At 52.3% G+C, this 23,502-nt stretch carries 18 protein-coding genes; 8 read left to right on the forward strand and 10 right to left on the reverse strand.

All coding sequences use genetic code 11. The features are described 5' to 3' along the window. Window positions 1-277 precede the first annotated feature (277 nt). The 4 genes from ACE41H_RS07800 to uvrB all read right to left on the reverse strand — a co-directional run bounded on the left by ACE41H_RS07800 (window position 278) and on the right by uvrB (window position 8,185). Window positions 278-1,447, reverse strand: a complete 1,170-nt coding sequence (locus ACE41H_RS07800) for a S1C family serine protease (protein ID WP_375354562.1) — start codon at window positions 1,445-1,447, stop codon at window positions 278-280. A gap of 304 nt (window positions 1,448-1,751) precedes the next feature. Then, complete coding sequence (locus ACE41H_RS07805; RefSeq protein WP_375354564.1) at window positions 1,752-3,008, reverse strand: hypothetical protein; 1,257 nt, start codon at window positions 3,006-3,008, stop codon at window positions 1,752-1,754. Window positions 3,009-3,187: 179 nt separating this feature from the next. Beyond that, window positions 3,188-6,052, reverse strand: a complete 2,865-nt coding sequence (gene uvrA / locus ACE41H_RS07810; RefSeq protein WP_375354565.1) for an excinuclease ABC subunit UvrA — start codon at window positions 6,050-6,052, stop codon at window positions 3,188-3,190. A gap of 141 nt (window positions 6,053-6,193) precedes the next feature. Next, window positions 6,194-8,185: an excinuclease ABC subunit UvrB gene (uvrB, locus tag ACE41H_RS07815; protein WP_375354566.1), complete on the reverse strand. Its 1,992-nt coding sequence runs from the start codon at window positions 8,183-8,185 to the stop codon at window positions 6,194-6,196. A gap of 288 nt (window positions 8,186-8,473) precedes the next feature. On the opposite strand from uvrB, the gene ACE41H_RS07820 reads away from it, so the two are divergent. From ACE41H_RS07820 to ACE41H_RS07830, 3 genes are all read left to right on the forward strand, one after another. Then, window positions 8,474-9,274, forward strand: a complete 801-nt coding sequence (locus ACE41H_RS07820; RefSeq protein ID WP_375354568.1) for a flagellar motor protein — start codon at window positions 8,474-8,476, stop codon at window positions 9,272-9,274. After that, complete coding sequence (locus tag ACE41H_RS07825) at window positions 9,258-10,067, forward strand: flagellar motor protein MotB (protein WP_375354569.1); 810 nt, start codon at window positions 9,258-9,260, stop codon at window positions 10,065-10,067. Before ACE41H_RS07820 ends, ACE41H_RS07825 begins: the two co-directional genes overlap by 17 nt. Before the next feature lie 127 nt (window positions 10,068-10,194). Then, a complete protein-coding gene (locus tag ACE41H_RS07830; protein WP_375354570.1) occupies window positions 10,195-10,797 on the forward strand; it encodes a hypothetical protein in 603 nt (200 codons plus the stop codon). A 460-nt stretch (window positions 10,798-11,257) separates the two neighbouring features. Here the strand turns inward: ACE41H_RS07830 and ACE41H_RS07835 are convergent, their stop codons facing one another. From ACE41H_RS07835 to ftsE, 5 genes are all read right to left on the reverse strand, one after another. Then, a complete protein-coding gene (locus tag ACE41H_RS07835) occupies window positions 11,258-12,568 on the reverse strand; it encodes a PDZ domain-containing protein (RefSeq protein ID WP_375354571.1) in 1,311 nt (436 codons plus the stop codon). A gap of 134 nt (window positions 12,569-12,702) precedes the next feature. Beyond that, complete coding sequence (locus ACE41H_RS07840) at window positions 12,703-14,172, reverse strand: S41 family peptidase (protein WP_375354793.1); 1,470 nt, start codon at window positions 14,170-14,172, stop codon at window positions 12,703-12,705. Between the two features lie 248 nt (window positions 14,173-14,420). Continuing rightward, window positions 14,421-15,680 (reverse strand): murein hydrolase activator EnvC family protein, encoded by a 1,260-nt coding sequence (locus tag ACE41H_RS07845; RefSeq protein WP_375354572.1) that lies wholly within the window; start codon window positions 15,678-15,680, stop codon window positions 14,421-14,423. Between the two features lie 103 nt (window positions 15,681-15,783). Next, window positions 15,784-16,701 (reverse strand): permease-like cell division protein FtsX, encoded by a 918-nt coding sequence (ftsX, locus tag ACE41H_RS07850; RefSeq protein ID WP_375354573.1) that lies wholly within the window; start codon window positions 16,699-16,701, stop codon window positions 15,784-15,786. After that, window positions 16,691-17,377 (reverse strand): cell division ATP-binding protein FtsE, encoded by a 687-nt coding sequence (ftsE, locus tag ACE41H_RS07855; protein ID WP_375354574.1) that lies wholly within the window; start codon window positions 17,375-17,377, stop codon window positions 16,691-16,693. The genes ftsX and ftsE overlap by 11 nt, the downstream gene beginning before the upstream one ends. 304 nt (window positions 17,378-17,681) lie before the next feature. Here ftsE and ACE41H_RS07860 point away from each other — a divergent pair, with 304 nt between their 5' ends. After that, window positions 17,682-19,130, forward strand: coding sequence for a VanW family protein (locus tag ACE41H_RS07860; protein ID WP_375354576.1), 1,449 nt, complete (start codon window positions 17,682-17,684; stop codon window positions 19,128-19,130). 99 nt (window positions 19,131-19,229) lie between these two features. On the opposite strand, the gene ACE41H_RS07865 is transcribed toward ACE41H_RS07860, so the two are convergent. Further along, window positions 19,230-20,378, reverse strand: coding sequence for an S-layer homology domain-containing protein (locus ACE41H_RS07865; RefSeq protein WP_375354577.1), 1,149 nt, complete (start codon window positions 20,376-20,378; stop codon window positions 19,230-19,232). A 379-nt stretch (window positions 20,379-20,757) separates the two neighbouring features. Here ACE41H_RS07865 and ACE41H_RS07870 point away from each other — a divergent pair, with 379 nt between their 5' ends. From ACE41H_RS07870 to chrA, 4 genes are all read left to right on the forward strand, one after another. Continuing rightward, window positions 20,758-21,546, forward strand: coding sequence for an alpha/beta hydrolase (locus tag ACE41H_RS07870; RefSeq protein WP_375354578.1), 789 nt, complete (start codon window positions 20,758-20,760; stop codon window positions 21,544-21,546). Between the two features lie 320 nt (window positions 21,547-21,866). Continuing rightward, window positions 21,867-22,334, forward strand: coding sequence for a chromate efflux transcriptional regulator ChrS (chrS, locus tag ACE41H_RS07875; RefSeq protein ID WP_375354795.1), 468 nt, complete (start codon window positions 21,867-21,869; stop codon window positions 22,332-22,334). A gap of 28 nt (window positions 22,335-22,362) precedes the next feature. Next, a complete protein-coding gene (gene chrB, locus ACE41H_RS07880; RefSeq protein ID WP_375354580.1) occupies window positions 22,363-22,956 on the forward strand; it encodes a chromate efflux transporter ChrB in 594 nt (197 codons plus the stop codon). Then, window positions 22,953-23,495 carry a chromate efflux transporter ChrA gene (chrA, locus tag ACE41H_RS07885; protein ID WP_375354581.1) on the forward strand — a complete coding sequence of 181 codons (543 nt, stop codon included), beginning with the start codon at window positions 22,953-22,955 and terminating at the stop codon, window positions 23,493-23,495. Before chrB ends, chrA begins: the two co-directional genes overlap by 4 nt. Window positions 23,496-23,502 lie beyond the last annotated feature (7 nt).

Raw genomic sequence — 23,502 nt, forward strand, 5'->3', positions numbered from 1 at the left:
CAAAGGAATGAAGTACATGGGGTACAGTGCAACATGAGTATACCTCTTGTTGCAGGGGCGAAGTCAGCCGTCCTGATGTTCCAACACCCCAAGGTAGGAGCACGATAAGGTGCGTTTGCACTACTGGTTAGGAATAAGTCTAAAAGGCTTGTGTGAAGCGCAAGCACTGTCTACGACGTAGGCAGAGACAAGCTCGTGACTTGAGTCATGAGTTGTTGACACTCGTACCCCTATAAGTGCTTATTTTTTAATACTACAGTGAACTGAACAATACGCTTCATTCGGCAGGCTCCCCGGAGGCTTCAGTCATCGCGGCCTCCAGCATGCTGCCGTCATCCTTGCTCAGCTTCAGTTTGCGTTCAACGATATCCCCGTCCGACTGTATAAGGAGTGTAACGGTCTGTCCAGGCTGAAAGCTCTTCATCAGCTCATTGATATCGATGATGGACGTCATCCTTTTCCCGTTGATGCTGTAGAGCTCATCCCCCTCGGCAATATGCGCCTGCCTTGCTTCCGCTGAAGCGACCTCCTTCACAGTAAGCGGATCATCTGTCGGAAGGCCAACGATGGCTGACCAGCTTTCTTCAAGCTCCACGCCAAGGCTCGCCCGCCGTACTTCTCCGTATTTAAAAAACTGGTTGATGACATATTTAACCGTGTCCGCCGGGATCGAGAAGCCCATATTCTCAATGCCTACTGCTGAAAATTTCATCGTATTAATCCCGACCACCTGTCCTTTCAGGTTGACCAGCGGTCCGCCGCTGTTGCCCGGGTTGATGGCCGTATCCGTCTGAATCAGCTTGTAAGAGGCGTTAACCCCGCGATTCAGCCCACTAACGACGCCTGTTGTCGCAGAGTTGCGCAGCGAGAAAGAGATCGGTGTGCCGATCGCAATAACCTGCTCCCCTACCTGCAGCTGAGCGGTTGAATCCGTAAACACCGCAGGCTGCAAATTGTTTGCGCTAATCTTGATTACAGCCAAATCGCTGACCGGATCGCTGAATTGTTCCGTAATGCCATAGGTTTTGCCGTCAGATGTGACGACCAGCACCTCGTCCAGCCCGTCAATAACGTGCGCGTTCGTAACAATCCACCCGTTATTCTTGATAATGACGCCGGTGCCGTGAGCCAGATTGTAGCGGTCGCCGCCGGAAGAAGTATCCGAAGAAGCCGGTCGGCCAATAATGCCAACCACTGAGGGCGATACCTTTTCTACAACCTGTGGAATCGTACCGGTAGACAATGTATAAGTCCCGCTGGCTCCGTTGTAAGTGCCGCTTGTCCCCAACGCTTTATTGAGTTCATTCACATTGACATAAATAGAACCGTTGATTTTTTGCGCCTTTAACGCCTTTTCGCCCGCTGCTGCGGCCTCCGTACCGCTGCTGCCCAGAAATACAACCGCTCCCAGACCTGCAGCAAGCCAAGCATTCCCCTTTATTCTCATCTTCACCTGTTTCCTCTCTTACCACTATGTTTTCTCTAAAGCGTCCGACTATGTATCCAAGTTTATACTAATCTATTTTACCTCAATGTTCTCCTCAATTTCTTTACGGACACACATCTGCGAGAGGCCAAGAATAGATTTGTATAGATAGTATGAAATTACCATGAAATTGACATAAATAACAATTACAATAGTCCTGTTTTTTGCATAATTCTTTTCCTGTCAGGGACTGCGGACGGAGCAAAATGTTGCGGTTATTCAGCGCGATGATCGCTTGAAATCTATGATTTCAAACTTTTCTATTCTACGAGCCCTGCTCTATACCTGGAAGCAGAATCTTGATGAAATCCAGCACAAGGGAGCCGCTTCCGGAGGTTTTGCTAATCAGGGCATAGCCTTCAGGAATTTTGTAAACTATATCTTCATCATACACAACCTGGAAGTACGGATCTTCCCGATAATGCGTAGAAGCCTGCCATTGGGCTCTTCCTTTGGCATCCAGCCCCGTAATTACAATACCATGCATGGTTAGTCCGCTACCGCTGTCGATACTGTCATATTGGTCCTCCACGCGAACAATTGTCTGGTCAGCAGGGACATAGGTACTGCCTGGGCCATATTCCTGAGACAAACTCACCGGCTGAAACCGCCGATTCAACACGAGGGTGCGCTTAACTAGTTTCTTTCCCCGTTCCAACTCCCCGGTTACAGCAATCCGGTCATCCTCCAGCTCTTGTATTCCGGATATTTTCATAGCGTTGCCAAGCTTCAGATTTATCCTGTCCTGCTCCCTGCCGTATACATCCGCCAGAACGACCACAGGCCCACGTCCGTTGCTCCCGCCAGTCTGGTTCAATACCATGGTATAACCGTTCCCGCTGCCAATAAGCCAGCCTGCTTCCGTATGGCGTGTTACTTTATGCCAAAGAAATTTTCCAGCCTGATCGTATTTGCTGACCGTGAACTCATCTGCTGACTCATCCAGCGACGAGACAAGAAATCCGCCATCCTGCAGAGGCTCCAGTCCGATCCGGGTATCCGTGCGGCTGCCGAAGAGTTCTTCCGTTTGCAAGGGACTCGACCAGAGAGTATCCCCTTGGGAATCCGTGCAAATAACGAACAGTTCCCTGTCCGATTGCTCACTGATATAATCTGCCAGCCACAGTTGTCCTCCGTCAGCGGTTTCGCGCTGGTTGCCTCTGCCGGATCTGGAGCCGGATTGCTTGTTCAATATTATAGAATGCTTCCATAAGGGCTCAAGCACGCTGTCCAGCTTGCTGTATGTCACTTTTAGAACGCTGGATGCTTCATCATTCTCCATCTGGAGAACGGCAAAGCCTCCGCCCGAGACAGGCTGAATGTAATTTTGTTCATAACCCTCATCGTCGAACGGGCCGATTGCAGCGCTTGTTGCAATTTCAGCTTCCTGCGGTGTTCCTGCCTTCGCTTCTGCCACGCCTGACAGCCCGGCCGAAGCCCCAATCACCAGCACCGACAACGCAACTCCGGACAAAAGCTTCATCCATTCCTTCCCTTGGATAGCTGTTCCAAAAAAGTTCAACTTGCTATCATCCTTTCTGTAATGCGCCTCTGCTTCTCCCTGCATGAGCGCAAGCATGAAATGATTTACCCGTCTCCATATTTGCCAAAACGTATTTTTTGCAAAAAAGAAAAACCCTGTACAACCCGGACGATGTCCGTTCGAGTATAACAGGGTGACTGTCAATATTATAGGTTTATTCAGCCAAGCTCGGCCGCCTGCAGCGTTTTGCTTCTTTCCGTATCCCGCTCCAGCACAGGCTTCAGGTATTTGCCGGTATAGGAGGCTTCTACCTGCACCAGCTCCTCAGGTGTACCTGTAGCCAAAATGGTGCCGCCTCCGCTGCCACCTTCCGGCCCCAGGTCGATCAGATAGTCCGCTGTCTTGATGACATCGAGATTATGCTCGATGACCAAAACGGTTTCTCCCGAATCCACCAGGCGGTGCAGCACCTTAAGCAGACGGTCTATATCGTCAACATGCAGCCCCGTAGTCGGCTCGTCCAGAATATAAATCGTTCTGCCGGTGCTTCGTCTATAAAGCTCGGAAGCCAGCTTTACCCGCTGCGCCTCGCCGCCGGACAGGGTTGTCGCCGGTTGACCCAACGTAACATAACCGAGACCGACATCCAGCAGGGTCTGAATTTTACGGTGTATTTTAGGAATATTTTCAAAAAATTTGGTCGCATCCTCGACGGTCATCTCCAAAATATCCGAAATGCTTTTGTTTTTGTATTTCACTTCAAGCGTCTCGCGGTTGTACCGTTTGCCCTTGCAGACCTCGCATGGCACATACACATCAGGCAGGAAGTGCATTTCAATTTTGATAATGCCGTCCCCTCTGCATGCTTCACAGCGGCCGCCTTTGGTGTTGAAGCTGAAGCGGCCTTTTTTGTATCCGCGCACCTTCGCTTCATTGGTCTGTGAAAACAGATCGCGGATATCGTCAAATACTCCGGTGTAAGTCGCCGGATTGGAGCGCGGCGTGCGCCCGATCGGAGACTGGTCGATGTCAATCACCTTGTCGAGATGCTCCAGTCCACGGATTTCCTTGTACTGTCCGGGACGTACCCGCGCTCTGTTCAGGTCACGGGCCAGCGTTTTGTATAAAATCTCGTTAACAAGCGTAGATTTGCCGGAGCCGGATACACCCGTTACCGCAGAGAATACCCCGAGCGGAATTTTGACGTTGACATTCTTCAAGTTGTTCTGCTTGGCTCCCCGTATTTCCAACCACTTGTCCGACGGCTTGCGCCGTTCCGGGCTCACGGGAATGAATTTACGGCCGCTAAGATACTGGCCTGTCAACGAATTCGGATCGTTCATGATTTCTTGCGGCGTGCCCTGTGCAATCACCTGTCCACCGTGGATACCCGCTCCCGGACCGATATCAATAATGAAATCAGCGGCAAACATCGTATCCTCGTCATGCTCGACGACGATCAGTGTATTGCCAAGGTTGCGCATATGCTCAAGTGTCTGGATCAGCCGGTCATTGTCACGCTGATGAAGTCCGATGCTGGGCTCGTCCAAAATGTACAGCACGCCCATCAGGCTTGAACCGATCTGGGTAGCCAGCCGGATGCGCTGCGCCTCTCCCCCGGACAGCGTACCGGCCGCGCGGCTCATCGTGAGATAATCCAGCCCTACATTAACCAGGAAGCCCAGGCGGCTGTTGATTTCCTTCAGGATCAGGTTGGCGATGGACCGTTCCTTTTCGCTGAGATCCAGATTTTCAAAGAACATGCGGGCTTCCCCGATGGAAAGGTTGGTGGCATAAGCCATGTTCTGATCATTAATGGTTACCGCAAGGCTCTCCTTCTTAAGCCGGTGCCCTTTGCAGGTGCCGCAGGGCTTTGATCCCATGAACCCTTCGATGAATTCGCGTATCCCTTCGGAAGCCGTTTCACGATAGCGACGCTCCAGATTGGGGATAATGCCCTCGAAGGCAACGTATGCTTCCTTGCGCTGCCCAAAATCATTTTCGTAAATAAAGCGGACTTTCTCTTGGCCGGAGCCATACAGAATAATACTCATCTGCCCTTGGGTCAGCTCACTGACCGGCACATCCTGCGGAATGTCGAAATGCTCGCATACGGATTTCAGAAACTGTGGGTAATACGTTGAGGTTCCCCCGCTCCAGGCTTCAAACGCCCCTGCCTCGATCGTCTTGCGCGGATCGGGAATGAGCAGCTCGGGATCAACGATCATCTTGACGCCGAGACCGTCGCAATCAGGACATGCCCCGAACGGGCTGTTGAACGAAAACATGCGGGGGGCAAGCTCTTCAATACTGAAGCCGCAGATCGGGCAGGCAAAATTGGAGCTGAAGCGCAGCTCCTCCTGCCCGATAATGTCAACCAGCAATTGGCCGCCCGACAGCTTCAGCGCTGTTTCGATGGAATCTGCAAGCCGAGCCTGCACATCCTCTTTAACCACGATCCGGTCGACTACCACTTCGATCGTATGTTTCTTGTTTTTTTCCAGCTCGATTGGCTCCGAAAGATCCCTTAGCTCCCCGTCTACCCGAACGCGGACAAAGCCCTGCTTGGCAATATCGGAGAACAGACTTTTGTGCTCCCCTTTACGGCCGGATATGACCGGTCCAAGAATTTGCAGACGTGTCTTCTCAGGATACTGCATAATCCGGTCTACCATCTGCTCAACCGTCTGGGAGGTGATTTCAATGCCGTGCTCCGGACAATGCGGCCGTCCGATCCGTGCAAACAACAGGCGCAAATAATCATAAATTTCCGTTACGGTGCCCACCGTCGAACGCGGATTGCGGCTTGTCGTCTTCTGGTCAATGGAGATGGCAGGAGACAGTCCGTCGATGGAATCCACGTCCGGCTTCTCCATCTGCCCCAGAAACTGGCGGGCATACGCCGACAAGGACTCGACGTAACGCCGCTGCCCCTCTGCGTAGATGGTATCGAAGGCGAGCGATGATTTGCCCGAACCGCTCAGCCCGGTCAGCACGACAAACTTGTCGCGCGGAATGGTGACATCGATGTTCTTCAGATTATGTGCCCTTGCACCTTTGATGATGATGCTTTCATTCGCCAAAAGTTTCATCTCCCTTTTATACAGCACATTCCGGCCATTAAGCCGGACTGGCAGTCCGGAACAGCCGCTGCTTTATGTAAAGGGAACGGTCAGGAATAGTTGCCGTCCCCATCAAAATTTGACATTCTAGCGCAGTAATCCCTATTCCGCTTGCAGCTCCAGCAGAGCGTCGCGCAGCTCCGCCGCCCGTTCGAACTGCAGGTTCTTCGCGGCTTCCTTCATTTCCGTCTCCAGGCGCTGGATAAGCGACTGCCGTTCCTTCTTCGACATCTTGCCCGAGGTGCCAGTGAGATAATCATTGCGGGTTTCGGCAACCTTCGTCGCTTCGATGACATCCCTTACCTTCTTGCGGATCGTCTGCGGTGTAATGCCGTGTTCCTCATTGTATTTAATCTGGATTTCCCGCCGTCTGGCCGTTTCCGTGATGGCCCTGTCCATGGATTCCGTCACCTTGTCCCCATACATGATGACAAGCCCCTCGCTGTTGCGGGCCGCACGGCCGATCGTCTGGATCAGGGAACGCTCGGATCGCAGGAAGCCTTCCTTGTCCGCATCCAGGATAGTGACCAGCGAAACCTCAGGCAAGTCCAGCCCTTCCCGCAGCAGGTTGATTCCGACCAGCACGTCGAAGGTGCCAAGCCGCAGATCGCGCAGAATGGCCATCCGTTCCAGCGTTTTGATCTCAGAATGCATGTAGCGGACCTTGATTCCGACCTCCTTCAGATAATCGGTCAAGTCCTCCGACATCTTCTTCGTCAGGGTCGTGACGAGCACTCTTTCATCCTTCTCGACCCGTGTCCGGATTTCCCCGATCAGATCATCAATCTGCCCTTTAGTCGGACGGACTTCAATTACCGGATCCAGAAGACCGGTAGGCCGGATAATCTGCTCAACCATCGTATTGCATTTCTCCAGCTCATACGGTCCTGGCGTTGCGGATACATAGATGATCTGCTTCACCTTATCTTCAAATTCCTCAAATCTCAGCGGCCGGTTATCCAGTGCGGACGGCAGCCGGAAGCCATGCTCCACCAGCACCGTTTTCCGGGCCCGGTCCCCGTTGTACATGGCGCGGATCTGAGGCAGCGTCACATGGGATTCATCGATGACGATCAGCATATCATCCGGAAAATAATCCATCAGCGTGTAAGGGGTCGCCCCCTGCTCACGGAACGTCAGCGGACCCGAGTAGTTCTCGATGCCGGAGCAGAAGCCGACCTCCTTCATCATTTCAATATCATAGCGGGTGCGCTGCTCCAGCCGCTGCGCCTCAAGCAGCTTGCCATCCGCCCGCAATTGGGCGAGACGTTCCTCCAACTCCCGTTCAATATTCACCAGCGCCACCCGCATTTTCTCTTCACGGGTAACGAAGTGAGATGCCGGGAAGATGGCCGTATGCTCGCGTTCGCCCAGCAGTTCCCCTGTAAGCACGTCAATCTCCGTGATGCGTTCTATTTCATCTCCGAACAGCTCGACCCGGATTGCGTGCTCCCCCTGGGATGCCGGGAAAATTTCAATAACGTCCCCGCGCACACGGAACGTGCCCCGCACAAAATTAATGTCATTCCGCTGATACTGGATATCTACCAACCTGGACAAAATTTCATTGCGCGGCTTCTCCATTCCTACGCGCAGGGACAACAGCAAGCTGCCGTATTCCTCTGGCGAACCGAGGCCGTAAATACAGGATACGCTTGCCACAATGATGACGTCACGACGCTCAAACAGCGAGCTGGTCGCAGAGTGCCGGAGCTTGTCGATTTCTTCATTAATGCTTGAATCCTTTTCTATATAAGTGTCTGAAGAAGGAATATACGCTTCAGGCTGGTAATAGTCATAGTAGCTCACAAAATAATCAACAGAGTTGTTCGGGAAAAACTCCTTAAACTCGCTTGCCAGCTGGGCAGCGAGTGTCTTGTTATGCGCAATCACCAGCGTTGGCCTTTGCAGCTTGGCAATGGTCTGCGCAATCGTAAATGTTTTCCCTGTCCCTGTAGCGCCGAGAAGCGTCTGATGCCTCTGCCCCCGTCGAACGCCTTCGACCAATTCAAATATCGCTTTGGGCTGGTCGCCCTGGGGAGAAAAATCGGACTGGATTTCAAAAGTCTTGTTGCTGACAACAATATCGCTCATTGCCCTGCATCACCCTTATCGTCTAAAATGGAAGCACTGGAAACCGCAAATTTCGATTCAAAACATCTATAGTATTCAAAAACAGACGGTATTTGCCGTTTAAAAACTATAGATTGTTGTTAATATCGTGTGAATGCAATCATATTCGAGGTAACGTTCTTCTATGTCGATATTTCCCGAGAAATGATACGGAAAATATATGTTGAATAAGAATGTTTGTTCCCGTACTATTATACATCTTTCGTATATGGGATGCAAACGTAAAGTCTGGATAGGAGTGAAGCATAGTTGGATATCACCATACTTCTTGGGATCGCTGCGGGTCTGGCCGCTCTGATCGGAGGTTTCATGCTGGAGGGAGGTCAGTTCTCCGGGCTGCTGCAGTGGACGGCCGCCCTGATCGTTTTTGGCGGAACAGCCGCGGCTGTCGTGATAAGTTATCCCGCCTCCAAGCTGCGTACCATACCGGAGGCGCTGCGCATTGCTTTTGGAAAGGAGCCCCTCGATAAGGGTCAGCTGCTGGAAGATATTGTTGCGATGTCGGCGATCGCACGCCGCTCGGGTGTGCTTGCGCTTGAGCGTTCGTCGATGGATCATCCCAATGAATTCCTCCGCGAAGGCATTCAGCTGGTCGTTGACGGTACGGATCAGGAGCAGTTAAAAGAGATTCTGGAAGTTGAGCTTGACGCCGTGGAGCAGAGATATGAAGGCTACGCCAAAATATTTGAGTCCGCCGGAGGATATGCTCCAACGATGGGAATTATCGGTACGGTTATGGGACTGATCCATGTGCTGGGCAGCCTGACCGCGCCTGCGGAGCTGGGCCCTTCCATCGCGTTGGCTTTTACAGCTACGCTGTACGGCGTAACCAGCGCCAATCTGATCTTTCTGCCTATCGCATCCAAGATTCGGGTACGCGGCGAGGATGAACTGAACGCGCTTGAGATGCTGATGCAGGGAATTATCGCGGTGCAGAACGGCGAGAACCCGCAGCTTGTGCGCAAAAAGCTGGAGTTCTACCATCGTCCTGACCACAGGGTGAGTCCATCCGCTGAAACCAGGGAGGCCCTGAATGAGAGCACGCGCTAGCCGCAGGCGCCGCCGCGGCCAGGAACACGGAAACAGAGACCGCTGGCTGATCACCTATGCCGATTTGATTACCCTGCTGCTTATATTTTTCGTCATGATGTTTGCCATTAGCCGACTGGATACGACAAAATACGATGATGTCACACAGGCGCTGCAGAATACGTTTCGTACAGGGGGTTCCATTGTTGAGATGGGCTCCGGCCTGACCGGGACAGCGGATGTGAACACAACGCGCAATCCTCCCCCAGATACGGAAAATGAAGGTGCGATTACAGGAAGCGAGGACACGGATACACTCAGCCCGCGCGAGCTGGCTTTCAGGAAGCAGGAACAGGAGCTGCAGAACCTGATGGGGGTTATTCAAAAGTATGTGGAGGACAACAATCTTCAGAACCAGATCTTCGTTGCAGATGAGCCGCGTGGAATTTCCATTACGCTGAGTGACCGTTTCCTGTTTGATCCGGGACGGGCGGCCCTTAAATCCGGCTCCGCTCCGACCCTGTCCAAGCTCGCCAGCCTGTTCCGCAATCTGGACACACCTGTAAGCATTGAAGGCCATACGGATAATGTTCCTGTCGGAAGCGGTTCTGTCTACCGTGACAACTGGGATCTGTCCGGCGCACGCGCGCTGTCGGTGCTGCGCTTTTTCATCGAACGTGAACAGCTGAACCCCACACATTTCCAATATGCCGGGTATGCCGATACACGCCCCGCAGGGGATAACTCCACCGCCGCTGGACGCCAGAAGAACCGCCGTGTGGAAATTACCGTGTTGCGGCAGCTGCAGCAGTAAGACAAATATAACCTCTGTATCCTGCCGGTTGTCCGATGGATGCAGAGGTTTTTGATTTCGGCTCTCCTTTTTTACTACTATTTGATAAAGTAATAAGTGTACAAGTCATATGTGAGGAGGGTTCTGATTGAGACATCGTGCATTTGAGCGTCCAACGGAGCATTATGATGAAAGAGTATCCCATATTGATGAGCAAATTTGCTCGCTGTTAATGCAGCGCAAAGAAGTCGCAAACAATCTTCCGGGTTACCCGCCATTCGAGATAATTGCCAAATGGGCGGATTCCTACGGACTCTATGAAGACTTTCTAAAAATGCTATTCAGCGTGTTGCTAAGTGAGGAACATTATAAGCCGATTGTCGAGCCGGCCGGATTCAGAAGGCTGCTCCCTGTATTAAAATACAAGGAGCATGAGGAATTCTTCTATACGATCAGCTCCGTACGACAGTACAGCAACGCCAGTGTTATAAACCTGGATATTGATTGGGACGAAACTAACGAACCTCTTAGACACAGCAAGGAGTTCAGCAACATTGAGCTTCATCTGCCGGAGCCTTATAGCTGCCGTTTTCATAGCGGTGTAAGCAACGAAGGACACGCTTCCTATAGTTATGTCGTATCTCCTCCCCTGCCGGACGATCTTTCCGATATCAGCTTTGTTTTTAAAAAGTTCAGTGATCCCTTCAAACGTGAGCCCGCGGGTTGTGAGATCGTGATTGAAGCAAGCTGACTCGGAAAGGCATGGGAAGTGCCAGAGCAGCGGACCACAGCACCCCTATTTAGTCCAAAAAATGACTCCGCAGCACACGAGTGGACCGTATAGCCTTTATTTGTCGAAAAACCACCCATTACTGCAAGAATTTACTCCAATAAGGTCCATTGAGTCCACTTTCGATCGAAATAGGGACTAATTGGTGGGAATAAGGTCTACTCAGTCCTAAAGCTTGGTGAAGACTTCGCGCAAACTAGCGGAGGCTTAATGATAGGGATACGCACGCAGCAGCGGAGAGGACGAAGCGATTCCGGAAAAGCGACAGCGTTCGCCTTTGGCCCCGAATTTCTTCCTCGAAATTATCATCTGAAATTTGGGGTCAACAGCGATTGAAGGAATGCTTCGTTCTCGGAGCGCCTCACAACAACCAAAAAGGAGCGCCCAAACGGGTCATGGACCTTTGGGACACTCCTTCAACTTACAAATCCAGGGGATTCTGCGCTTTTCCCGGCAGCCCTTGCCCCGATTCCCGTGCCTTTCTGCGGCGGGCGCCAGTGCGCATGGCAATCACCTGATAGATCGAAGCCTGCCGTGCTGGCACCGACCAGCCGGCATCCGCATCTGGAGCAAGCACCAAGCCCAATTGATGATGGTCTCCCTCATACAGACCCCGCTGCAGGAACTTGCTCTCACCCTGCAGATTGCGGATTTCCAGCTTGCAGAACGCCGCATTCATGCGGAGAGCCTGATGCAGGTCCTCCCTGGACCGGATCAGCACGCCGTTGACCCGGTAGACCGCTTCTCCTGCGGTAATGCCCAGCTCGTGCGCCGGACTGCCCGGAAGCACTGCCAGGACACGCAGCCCTTCTTCCGGATGAACATATAACGGGCTGAGCTGGCTCTCCTCGTAGCTGTCAAACCAGACCAGCGCCTCATGTGCCAGAAAGGAGAAAAGCGCTGCAACAAGCATGATCGGGCTCCACCACGCCGCCACCAGGCTGAGCGCCAGCAGCACCAGGCTGTACAGAAGCAGCCGTCTGGCTGAGCTGGCTGCAGCATGGGCGGGCAGACGTCCGGTCGTCAACCCGCTGAAGCCGATGATTACCGGCAATGCGGCAAGCATATAGCCCGTCTGACCGCCGAACAGCGCGGGCCACGGGAGCGTAAGCCCCCCTTCCTGCACCGGAACGAGCAGAAGCAGCGGTATCGGCCAATAGTCCTCCATCCGGTAGCCCCCGACCAATCTGCCGCGCTTGCCTTCAAAATACATCGGCGTTGCCGCCGTTCCACGCTTCCACAGCAGCAGCAATGCTTCTGCCATATGCAAAACAGCGACCAGCACCAGCAGTGCAGGCATGTCCAAGCCGTGGATATCAGCCACTGCAGCCCCCAGCCATCCTTCAGGCCGCCAGCTCTCTGCCAGGCCAAGAACAAACTGGACGACACCGAGCAGACCTGCCGCATAAGCGAAGCACAGGTAACGAACCCGCAGCAGCATGAGCAGGCCTGTGCATACCCATAAGCTGATGACAGCCCCTGTTGTGAGGTGAGCGCCTATGAACAATCCAATAAGCGAAATCAGTAAGCCCGCGGCCAATCCGGTCCAGATCGCGCGCCAGGTCTGGGGCAACCAGTCATGCAGCCTCGTATGAAACAGCTTTCGTTCCAGCAGCATCTGCCGCCGGTATCCCAGAGCAACTATAATAATCGAAATATAATAAAACGGCTGCGTCAGCAGCTGCAAAAATGCATTCAGTACGTTCCAGCCCCATTGTACAGCCCAATCCAAAAGCCATTCACTCCCTCCCGCTGGTGCCCTGTTCACAGACAGGGAATTGTTGTCTGTCCTGATGTATGTACGGGACATATTATTCATTATGATATCTAAAAGAAAGGAGGCTGTTTCCAGCCTCCCCTGCTGCCTTACTTTGAATTCGACGCGCTTGCGGCCATTTCCTTCCGGATCTGTTCAATTCCACGCTTCAACTGTGTATCGTTTTTCGGATTACGGATACTTTCAACAAGATTGGCCTCAAGCTTGCCGGCCGTTTCCGTATTAATGACTCCGTTAGCGGTCATTCCCGCCTTTTTCTGGAATCCTTTGACGGCTTCTTCCGTCGTTTTATCGAAATAACCGTCTTCGCGGCCCGGATTATAACCGAGACCCTTCAGCATAATCTGCGCATTCTTCACATCCGTATTGTTCATGTTGTATTTAAGGGGCTTTTCTTTGCTGAGCGGTGCTACGCTAAAGTATTCAGGCTGGGATACCACAACATCCGGTGCGATGCCCTTCTTGTGAATCCAGGTGCCGTTAGGCGTCAGCCACTTGGCTATCGTAATTTTGAGCAAGCTTCCGTCGCCCATTTGTTTATCATAGCTCGTCTGGACAGTGCCCTTGCCGAACGAATTTTCACCGATCAGCGTAGCGCCCGCCGACTGCTGCAGCGCACCTGCCAGAATTTCGGAGGCGCTGGCGCTGCCTTTATTCATCAGCACAGTTACAGGGTAAGGTTTGTTGGAACCCTTGGAAACTTCCTTCTCCCGCTTCTGATTCTTATCCTCCACCTGCACTATCGTTTTACCCTTAGGCACAAACTGCTGTGCAATATCGATCACCACGGAAAGCACGCCGCCCGGGTTGTTGCGCACGTCAATGACGAGGCCCTTCATGTTCTGCTTCTCCAGCTTCGCCAGTTCTTCCTTGAACCGGTCGGCCGTATTCAGGGAGAACTGGGTAATCGTGATTACGCCTACTCCATCCTTCTCCATATGGGCGGTCACGGTTTCCAGATCAATATCGTCACGGACAATCGTGTATTCGAGTGAATCAGTCGAGCTGGCCCGCTGGATCTTGATTTTCGCCTCGCTGCCTTTCGGTCCGCGGATTTTGGAGACAGCATCATTCAGGTCAAGCCCTTCCAGTGATGCGCCATTCACGGATAAAATAATGTCCTGTGCCCGCAGGCCCGCTTTTTCCGCCGGTGATCCTTTGATCGGAGTGACGATGACAACCTTTCCATTCTCGGAAGCAACCTCGGCCCCGATCCCACTAAAAGAGCCTTCAATGGATTCTTCGAATTGTGCAGCCGTTTCCTTGCCCATATAGGAGGAATACGGATCATCGAGCGCTCCCATCATACCGTTAATGGCGCCGTCCACCAGCTTGGTACGATCAACATCCTTATAATACTGCCCCTCGATCAATTCCATCGCGGTTTGAATTTTTTTCATGTCATCCCGTTGGGACACATTGCCTGCAAGACTGGCCAGCAGACCTTCTCCCGCCTCGCTGCCCGTTCCACCTGAATATCCTGTATAAGCAAAGGTCAACAGGCTGCCTCCTAGCAGTCCGATCACCATTAGCATTACCGCCGTGCTTTTTTTCAACACGAACCGTTCACCCGCCTTTGTATGTTTTTCCATGAAAACCATTCTTATATTATGTCTTATCCCCTGTAAAATAAAACTCTGCTGATCATGCGACAGCAAAACAAGCAGGCCGCTCCCCCATTATCCCCTGATCGGACGGAGATTTCAAATCTGAAAAAATTTCTGTCCCGGCACGGATGGTACTTTAAAAATAAACCCTATTTATAACCGATGTGGTGCATCACGGTATAAATAGGGTTCGAATCACATTATAAATAATTCCATGGGTTCACAGGACTGTTGTTCTCGCGAACCTCGAAATGACAGTGCGGTCCGGTGGAGTTGCCTGTAGAGCCGACTTCCGCTATTTTCTCTCCACGCTTCACCGTCTGGCCTGTCCTAACCTTAATACCGCCATTGCGTATATGGCCGTAAAGCGTCCATAAACCATTGCCGTGGTCAATGACAACAGTGTTGCCGTAGCCGCTCCACCATTCTGCCACGATGACGACTCCGCCCTCAGCTGCGTGAATGTCCGTCCCCTGAGGAGCAGCCAGGTCTATCCCGGTATGCATTTTGCCGACCTGTCCGCTGATCGGATGGGTGCGGGGGCCGTAGCCGGATGACAGGCGGTAGCCGCTGACCGGCATCGCCAAAACTCCGCTTCCCCCCATATAGGAGCTGGCAGCTGCTGTGCTGCCAGACGAACGCTTGGCGGCCGCAGCTGCGGCTGCAGCCCTGGCTCTGGCAGCACGCGCGGCTTGTTCAGCCTGCAGCTTATTCTTTTGCTGAAGCAGCGCAGAGCGTTTGCCCGCAATCTGAACGAGCATTTGATCGGATTCCTCCGAAATTTCATCAGCTTCAATGATCCGCTCATTATAGCTTGCGATCAGACGCTGCTTTTCCTCTTCCTTGGCGTCAAGCTGCTTCTTCACATCCTGCTTGATCGTATACAAGCTCTTGGCATACGCATATTGGGCGTCCAGCTCCTTTTTCTTGCTGACGACAAGAGCTTTGTCCTTCTTATGCTCATCCAGCAGGAACTGGTCCTGATCCACGATCATTTTAATCGAATCGATCCGGGTAATAAAATCGTTAAAGCTCGTGGATGACAGAAGCACATCCAGATAAGATACCGTGCCATCCGTATACATCAGACGCACACGGCTTTCCAGCGTCTTCTCACGTGCCGCAATCCGGTCGGTCGCCTCCTGGATTTCCCGCTTCGTCTTCCGCAGATTATCTTCCGTATTTTCTATATCCACAGCCACACGGGTCAGTTGCTCGCTCACATCGTTAAGCTGCTCCAGCACAAGCTTCAAATGCTGCATTGTCTTATTTTTGTAGTGCTGAGCTTGCTGTTTCTGGGCAGCAGCATCTTCCTTCTCCTGTTTGGCCGATTGGGACTGGTTGTTCAGTTGGTTCAACTGCTTATTAATATCCGAAATACTGCCGGCTTGCACGTTGCCAGACTGGAAGACCAGTGCAGCCGTAAGGACTGCGGCCATAACAGAGACTGTTTTCTTCAACTTGTACTCCCCATCCTTTGTACATAGTGATGCCGGGACGAGCCCGCTAAAAAAATTGATAATGAGTACTGCGTCAGCATCTATAGTCCGCCAGTGGCGGAATTTATACCTTCAAAAATTTGCGAATGGACAGCGTACTGCCCAAAATGCCCACCAGAACACCAAGAATCAGCAGCAAACCGCCAAGCTGAAACCACAGCCCGCTCAGAGGCAGCAAACGGAACATAGCCAGTGACAGGTCCTGGCCCATGCTGGCTTCCAGACGGCTGTAGCCTATAAAGAGGATGGCTATCGTAACCAGCGACCCGATGGCTCCAAGAAGAGCCCCTTCTATAAAAAACGGCCAGCGGATAAAGAAATTGGTCGCCCCAACAAGCTTCATAATGCTGATCTCGCGGCGCCGCGCCAAAATCGTTACACGGATGGTATTGGAAATCAGGAACACGGACATGAGGCCGAGTCCGGCTACAAACACAAATCCGGCATTGCGGATCAACCGGGTGATCTTGAACAGCGTTTCCACCGTACCTTCACCGTATCTGACCTTGAGGATCGGCTTCTCCGGATGCTTCTCATTAAGCGCTTCGATCTTCTGGGCAACATAAGGAACCGTCGTAGGCTCAAACACCTCGATGACGATCTTGTCCGGCAGCGGGTTATTGTCTTTGTCAAAGCCCTGCAGCAATTCTTCGCCGCCTTCGCCCATGTCGGCTTTGAGTTCTGCCAGCCCCTGCTCTTTTGGAACGAACTCGGTTTTGCTCACCTCGGACATGGAGCCGATCTCCGTCATCAGCGTTTCTCTCAGGGCATCCTCTACATTCAGCTCCAGAAACACGTTAACACGGACCTTATTGTCCGCCTCATCCACGAGTGAATTGACGTTCAGCACTAGCAGAATGAACACGCCCAAAATGAGAAGTGACACAATAATGGACGTAACGGATGCCACGGACATCCAGCCGTTGCGGAATACGTTCTTGAACCCTTCCCGCATATGCCGCAAGAAGGTGTTATAAGTCATATCCGTATTCCCCTCTCATCTGGTCTCGCACGATATGGCCGTGTTCAATCGCGATAACACGCCTGCGCATGGAGTTCACGATATCTTTGTTGTGGGTCGCCATAATGATGGTCGTACCGCGAAAATTGATTTCATCCAGCAGTTGCATGATCTCCCATGAAGTCTCCGGGTCCAGGTTGCCAGTAGGCTCGTCCGCAATGATGACGGAAGGATTGTTCACGATGGCGCGCGCGATGGCAACCCGTTGCTGCTCACCGCCGGAGAGCTGGGACGGATCACGGTTGATCTTGTTTTTCAAGCCAACAAGCTCCAGCACTTCCGGAACCCGCTTGCGGATCAGACGCTTCGGCGCTTCGATAACCTCCATCGCAAAGGCAACATTCTCATATGCCGTCAGCTTCGGCAGCAGCCGGAAATCCTGGAATATAACGCCGATGTTCCGGCGCACGTAAGGAATCTTGCGCGGTTTCAGCTTGCCGATGTTAAACCCGTTAACAGAAATCTGGCCCTTGGTAGGCACTTCTTCTCTATAGACAAGCTTCATAAACGTCGACTTGCCCGCACCGGACGGACCGACGAGATATACAAATTCATTGCGGTCAATTTTGACCGATACTCCCTGAAGCGCGTGGGTTCCATTGGGGTAGGTCTTCCACACGTCCTGCATTTCAATCACTTCATCACTTCCCGCTTTCCCGCTGTATATTTACGCACTGTTGGCTTCACTCTGAAGAGACATTAACCGCTATATAAGCACCTAACCCTTATTATTTCGACAGCATTCCTATAAAACCTTCGCGAAAAGCTGAAATTCATCAAACTAAGTTTTATTGTAACAAATTTGTTACCTGTTGAGTAGACGGGATTTTGCATATATTGCATATTTCGTGACATGTGATTTTTACAGAACTCTCACATATACATAGAACTAAAAAACCTTCCGGCCAGGCCCGGAGATGTGCATGATGGGAGACCGATGCATGAAAAAAACACATTACTTTGTGATTGTTGTTCTGTCTGTTATACTGGCAGGTTCCCTGGTTTATAGGGGGCTTCATTTATACGCAGACCGGAAAATCGTGCCGGAAGGGGTTACGGTGGGAGGACACAGTATCGGCGGCATGAAGCTGGATGAAGCGGCTGAACTTATTCGTTCAGACCTGCAGGAGCTGGAGCGCATTCCGCTCGTGCTTACCGATCAGGAGACAAAGGCCCTGGATGTGCGGATAACGCTTGGTGAAGCAGGTGTGTCCTACCATGCCGATCGCTTCCTGCAAGCTTTGGAAGGATTAAAGCAAGGAAATTTGCTGCAGCGGGCTCGTGCCCGCGCCTCCTTCCCCTACTTCTGGAATATTGAAGCACGGCGCAGACCGGAGGTATTGGAAAAGAGGCTAAACGCCGAATGGGAAAAGGCGCGTTACGGGAAGTCGGTTAATGCTGTCCGCCGGATTGAAGCCGATGATACCGTGAAATACATCCCGGAAGTGTCGGTCTACCGGATTCAATGGAAGGAGCTGCACGCCAGGCTGGACGAGTCGCTGCCATCCGACTTTTCCGTGCTGCAGCAAACAGACTCCAGCGGCATAGAGCTCACGATTCCTATAGCCATCCAAGAGCCTGCTGCAACGGTAGAAAGCCTGAAAAAGGAAGGCATTGAGCGGCGGATTGCCCGGTTCTCGACCAACCTCCGCGGCAGTTCAGCGGGGCGGATATACAATGTAGCAGCGGCGGCAAGAGCTGTTGACGGTATGATCCTTAAGCCGGACGGCATCTTCGATTACGGAAAAGTCATCGCCACGGCGGAAAGCAAATACGGGTTCCGGGAAGCCCCCGTCATCGTCAACGGGCAGCTGCAGCCCGGCATCGGCGGCGGCATTTGCCAGGTGTCCAGCACGGTGTACAATGCGGCTCTGCGTACAGGACTTGAAATTGTGGAACGCCGCAACCACTCCCTGCCTGTCAGCTATCTGCCCAAAGGACTGGATGCCACCTACGCCACCGGCTCCATTAACTTCCGCTTCAGAAACAACACGGGCAAACACTTGCTGCTGCGGGCGGGCGTCCGGAATGGAGTGCTGACCGTCAAGTTTTTCGGCTCCTTCCCTCCCAATGTCTCCTACCGGCTCGAGTCGCGGACCATTGAGGTGCTGAGCCCGCCGATAAGTTATGTAAACAGTGGTCTTCCGGGCAGCGGGCAGCAGCTGGTCCAGGCGGGCAAGCCCGGTTATGTTGTTGATACATACCGGATAAAGCTGATTGATGGAAAACCTGTCGAGAAGGTCCGGATATCACATGACACCTATAAGGCGCAAAAACGCATCTTCGCCGTTGGCAACGGATATGGGAAGTCTGCACCCCATACCGGGAGAAAGCAGCCCTCCCGCGCCCCTCTGATCGAGGATGGTGTGAGTGGCGGAGCCGCGAATTGAGCGACAAGAAAGCCGGGTCTTCGAGACCCGGCTTTCGTTATACTTTTTCAAAATATCTTTTCAAACCGGAGCAGCATATCCTTGCTTTAATGGTCGGTTTTACTGATCAGTACTGCCATCGTCATCTACATTTTCATCAGCCACTGTAATTTCAACCGCCGTGCTTTCATTGCCGTCAGCATCTTCAGCAATGACCGTCAATACTGCCCCCTCCGTCACCGCCGATACGGTGATATCAAACTGTCCTTCGCCATCCGCCGTGCCACTGCCAAGCAGCGTGTCATTTTCAGAATACACACGGACTGTCGCATCAGGATCAGCCGTACCCGTAATGCTGAGATCTCCACCTGCCACAGCATCTACATCCGGCGCCGTCACTGTTGTATCCGCAGTATCTTCGCTGTCATCGTCAGCCGTATTATCCGTACCCGGGGAAGTATCCGCATCTTCCGCAGGCTCGCTATCCGTGTCTGTATTGGTATCTCCACCCGGCCCAGCACTATCCATGTCCTCCGTAGTTGCCGGCGGAATTACAAAATTATCATTTTCGCTGTAAGTATCATCGATAACGCTTCCTGTATTTTCATCAGGAGCTATGATATTGTCCGTATCGTCCATCGTATATCCGGAAGCCGCATCCAGCAGCACTACCGCCTCGGCGCGTGTCAATGGCTTCGCGGGCTTAAAGGTGCCGTCCGGATATCCGCTCATGTATCCCTGCCCGATAACCGCGGCTACACTGCCTTTGCTCCAGGAAGCGATCTCATCAGAGTCGGAGAAACCACTCAGGGAGCTTGCCGAACGTGGTGTCAGGCCATTAACCTTGGCAACAATCGCCGCTGCCTCCTGGCGTGTCACCTTTTCATTCGGACGGATCGTGCCGTCAGAATAACCGCCGAGATAACCGGCCTGTGCAGCAGACACCATAGCGTTATAAGCCCAGCTGCCTGCAGAGAGATCGGAAAAGGCGTGACCCGCTCCGTAGGTCGAATTTGGCACCGACGAGGAGGGCGGGATTAAGGTGCGGTTAACGAGTGAAATAAATTCAGCACGGGTGATGCTTGCATCCGGTTTGACCGTCCCGTCATTGTAGCCTCCAAGATAGCCAGCCGCCACCCAGCGCTTGACCTGATCCCCGGCCCAGTGTGCGCTCAGGTTTTCGCTTGCTGCGAAAGCGCTGCTGAATGAGCTCAGCACCAGTCCAGCTCCCAGCGTTCCTGTCAATACTTTGCGAAAATGCTTTCCCATTCCTTTTACATCCTCCTTTTGGATTCGGTTTGCGAGAATGCCTCAATCCTTTTTAAACCAATTTAGCAGATTTCCAATCTCTGAAAACCCTTTATTCTGAAAATGATTCGATCATACCATTCCCGGGAACTGGTTAAAATCCAAATAGATACCGGGACTTAAGAAGCTATTTTTTATCTCGCTTAGCCTGCTGAGGGCTTTTCAAACTTCTATTTCCCTTTGAATTTACTCAGGTTTTCATTTTCATATTTGCGTAAATTCATGATCTAGCAAAATTCGAATCCTATCGGGACACAGCCCATGAAATCCGCTAAAATAGTTCTTGCAAACGCTTTTCATTGTGACAAAATAACCTTTATTTTGAGGAGGATCAACTTTAATGGCGCTGATTGAATGCCGATTTTACTCGGAAACTCTTGGGCTGAGCACATCCATGACAGTCATTCTGCCGCAGCAGACTCACTCCCAGATCGGACTACAAAATACGGAGGGGCTCGGACCCCATCCCACCCTTTATTTGCTGCATGGTCTATCGGACGATGATTCCATCTGGCTGCGCCGCACCTCCATCGAAAGGTATGTCGCCTCGCTCGGGATTGCGGTCGTCATGCCTCAGGTCCATCGGAGCTTTTATACGGATATGGCTGAGGGTGGCGCTTACTGGACATTCATCAGCGAAGAGCTTCCTCAACTCGCCCGCTCTTTCTTTCCCCTCTCCAGCAGGCGGGAGGACAACTTTGTGGCGGGTCTGTCCATGGGCGGATACGGCGCGTTCAAGCTTGCGCTGCGGCATCCGGACAGGTTTGCGGCGGCGGCCAGCCTGTCTGGGGCTCTGGATTTGCAGAAAATGCGGACCTCGCCGCAGCTGAGCGTCATGGAGGCCGCCGAATGGGACCGGATCTTCGGCAAGGCTCCCATCCGGGGCACGGAAAATGATCTGTTTGAACTGCTGACTCACCTTGACCGGGCTGAGGGCGAGAGGCCGCTGCTCTACCAGTGCTGCGGAACGGAGGACTTTTTGTATCAGGAAAATTTGAATTTCCGGGACGCCTGCAGGAAGACAGGCATTGAGCTTACTTATGAAGAGGGGCCGGGGGAGCATGAATGGGGCTACTGGGATGCCAAAATACAGGATGTGCTGGCATGGCTGCCTTTCAAACACAAATAGACCAGACGGGTCATACCTCCCGCTAATTTTGTCGAACTGCGCGGAATACTGGAAATACGGGAATACAGGATAGGATTACATGATTATAGGAATGCGAGAAATATGATAAATTCAAGAAATATAAGGAGATCTTTCTGGCGAAGGATTTCCTTTTTTGTGCTTAATAACGAACTCGCTTCTCAGACAAATCGAAACAAAAACAAAAAAATAAACTATTGATTGGTAATCAATTCACACTTATATTCATACATAAAGAAATGAAAATGGAGCATTAGATTTCGTTTAGAATTCAAACAGAGAGGAAGCGCTGCATGAAAAGTATGGATGAACAGACCCAGTCGCCCACCGACACCATTGACCGCAAAATCATTTCCATTCTGCACCAAAACGCGCGTATCTCCTATACGGACCTCGCCAAGGAAATCGGTCTTTCCCGTGTGGCCGTGCAGACCCGCATTCAGGCCTTGATGGATAACGGTGTCATTGAGCGTTTTACCGCCGTCATTAATCCGGAGAAGATCGGAATTTCGGTGTCGGCTTTTTTTAATGTCGAGGTGGAGCCAAAGCATCTGCAGCAGGTAGCGGAAATTCTCGCCGAGGAGCCTGCGGTCACAAGCCTGTACCACATGACAGGCCCAAGCAAGCTGCATATGCACGGCTTATTCGCCAATCACCAGGAAATGGAGCTTTTTCTGAAGGAAAAGTTGTATCCCCTGCCGGGCATTACCGGAGTGGATTGCCAGGTGCTGATTCAGCGCTATAAGAGCCGCATGGGCATGCGCTTATAAACTGAACAAGGAAGGAATCTGAAAAATTATGAAACCATCAGGAAAAACCTACTGGAATCTGTCAGCCGCCATGATCCGCACCGGCATTCTAGGTTACGGCGGCGGTCCCTCGGTCATTCCACTGATCCGTTATGAAGCAGTCACCCGCTACAAATGGCTGGAGGACGATGAATTCGGAGAGACTCTGGCGATTGCCAACGCCCTGCCCGGGCCGATCGCCACGAAAATGGCAGCCTACCTCGGTTACCGGCAAAAAGGAGTGCTCGGTGCTATCATTGCCGTTCTTGCGCATATTTTACCAAGTTCCATTGCCATGGTTGCACTGCTGTCAGCCGTTCAGTTCCTGAGCACCTCGAAGGTCGTGGCAGGCATGATTGCGGCAGTAACCCCGGTCGTGGCGGTGATGCTCGGGACGATGGCTTACGAATTCGGGGAAAAGGCCGTCAAGGGGCTGGGCAAATATGTGGGGGTGGCCTTTTTTATCGCTTCCCTGCTGCTGCTTCAGGTGATTGAAATTCATCCGGCCATTGTAATCGTCCTGTTTCTTGCTTATGGTGCCGTGCATTTCCGGCTGCTGGCGAAGCTTAAGGCCCGCCGCAAGGAGAAGGAGGAGGCGCAATGATGGAATGGCTGCAGCTGCTGCTCGGATTTTTTATGGCCAACGTGCTGGGTTATGGCGGAGGACCTGCTTCCATCCCGCTGATGTATGAGGAAATCGTGCCCCGTTATCATTGGCTTGATGATCAGGCATTTTCCAATATGCTGGCGCTCGGTAATGCCCTGCCTGGGCCGATTGCGACAAAAATCGCGGCTTTTGTCGGTTATGACGTGTCCGGCTGGTTCGGCGGACTTATTGCTCTGGCCGCAACCATAGTCCCTTCGGCTGCCGCGCTCATCATCCTGCTGCGCGTCATGGCCAAGTACCGGCAGTCCCCCGTCGTTAAAGGCATGACACTGCTCGTGCAGCCGGTCATCGCAGTGATGATGGCTGTGCTCACCTGGCAGATGGGCGCCACCTCGTTTGCTTCCATCGGCATTTGGCAGTCGCTCGGCATCGCGGCCGTGGCTTTCTGGGCCATGAATCTGCGCAAGATTCATCCTGCGCTGGTGATAGTGGCAGCATTCGTATACGGCGGTCTGGTGCTGTCGCACATGATTTAGATTGAAG

This window comes from Paenibacillus enshidis (genome assembly GCF_042136365.1).
In the GTDB taxonomy this organism is placed as follows: Bacteria; Bacillota; Bacilli; order Paenibacillales; family Paenibacillaceae; genus Paenibacillus; species Paenibacillus enshidis.

Excerpts from the sequence above, each read along its gene's own strand:
- ACE41H_RS07865 (WP_375354577.1), bottom strand. The coding sequence starts at position 20,378 with ATGGGAAAGCATTTTCGCAAAGTATTGACAGGAACGCTGGGAGCTGGA.
- ftsX (WP_375354573.1), bottom strand. The coding sequence starts at position 16,701 with ATGACTTATAACACCTTCTTGCGGCATATGCGGGAAGGGTTCAAGAAC.
- ACE41H_RS07825 (WP_375354569.1), top strand. The coding sequence starts at position 9,258 with ATGAGAGCACGCGCTAGCCGCAGGCGCCGCCGCGGCCAGGAACACGGA.
- ACE41H_RS07860 (WP_375354576.1), top strand. The coding sequence starts at position 17,682 with ATGAAAAAAACACATTACTTTGTGATTGTTGTTCTGTCTGTTATACTG.
- uvrB (WP_375354566.1), bottom strand. The coding sequence starts at position 8,185 with ATGAGCGATATTGTTGTCAGCAACAAGACTTTTGAAATCCAGTCCGAT.
- chrS (WP_375354795.1), top strand. The coding sequence starts at position 21,867 with ATGGATGAACAGACCCAGTCGCCCACCGACACCATTGACCGCAAAATC.
- ACE41H_RS07800 (WP_375354562.1), bottom strand. The coding sequence starts at position 1,447 with ATGAGAATAAAGGGGAATGCTTGGCTTGCTGCAGGTCTGGGAGCGGTT.
- chrA (WP_375354581.1), top strand. The coding sequence starts at position 22,953 with ATGATGGAATGGCTGCAGCTGCTGCTCGGATTTTTTATGGCCAACGTG.
- ACE41H_RS07870 (WP_375354578.1), top strand. The coding sequence starts at position 20,758 with ATGGCGCTGATTGAATGCCGATTTTACTCGGAAACTCTTGGGCTGAGC.
- chrB (WP_375354580.1), top strand. The coding sequence starts at position 22,363 with ATGAAACCATCAGGAAAAACCTACTGGAATCTGTCAGCCGCCATGATC.